1 protein-coding gene is annotated in these 556 nt (G+C 36.3%); it reads left to right on the top strand.

What is annotated here, in order from left to right; translation table 11 throughout:
- Positions 1-139 precede the first annotated feature (139 nt).
- On the top strand, positions 140-556 hold a 417-nt coding region (locus tag AC3G7N_RS22175), incomplete at its 3' end, for a LysR family transcriptional regulator (protein ID WP_489424272.1).

The raw sequence follows: 556 nt of genomic DNA, 5'->3' as shown, positions 1-556 counted from the left end.
ATATTCATTGAATCACCTTCGTTTACTAATTTACGAATGACCAGCTTTTATTGTATGATAAGATCACCCATAAATAAAATTGAAGTTTTTAAAACCATTATCATTTTTTTCGATACATCATATAAAAAGGAGTAATGATATGGAGATTAGGCATCTTATAACCTTTCAAACCATTGTAGAAGTCGGTAGTTATACAGGAGCTGCTTCTAAGTTGGATTATACTCAGTCCACCATAACCTCACATATTCAAGCACTTGAAAACGAAATTGGCGGCGCGCTTTTTACGTATGTGAAAAGAAATTTGAAGCTTACGCATTTAGGAAGGGAATTAATGCCCTTAGCGGAAGATTTGCTTTCCACCCATGACCAGATTAAGAATATGCAAAACGCACACGAAGTTAGGGGAGTATTAAAAGTGGCTGCACCGGAGTCATTAACCATTTCCCGATTAAGTCCAATAATAAGGGAGTTTTCCTTAAAGTATCCACATGTCAAAATCATCTTAAGCAATGGCACTTGTGGGCAAAACCAGATTGATTTAATGCGCGGACAAGTA

The organism is Virgibacillus carmonensis, from assembly GCF_057836705.1.
This window is presented reverse-complemented; position numbering and strand designations above follow the sequence as displayed.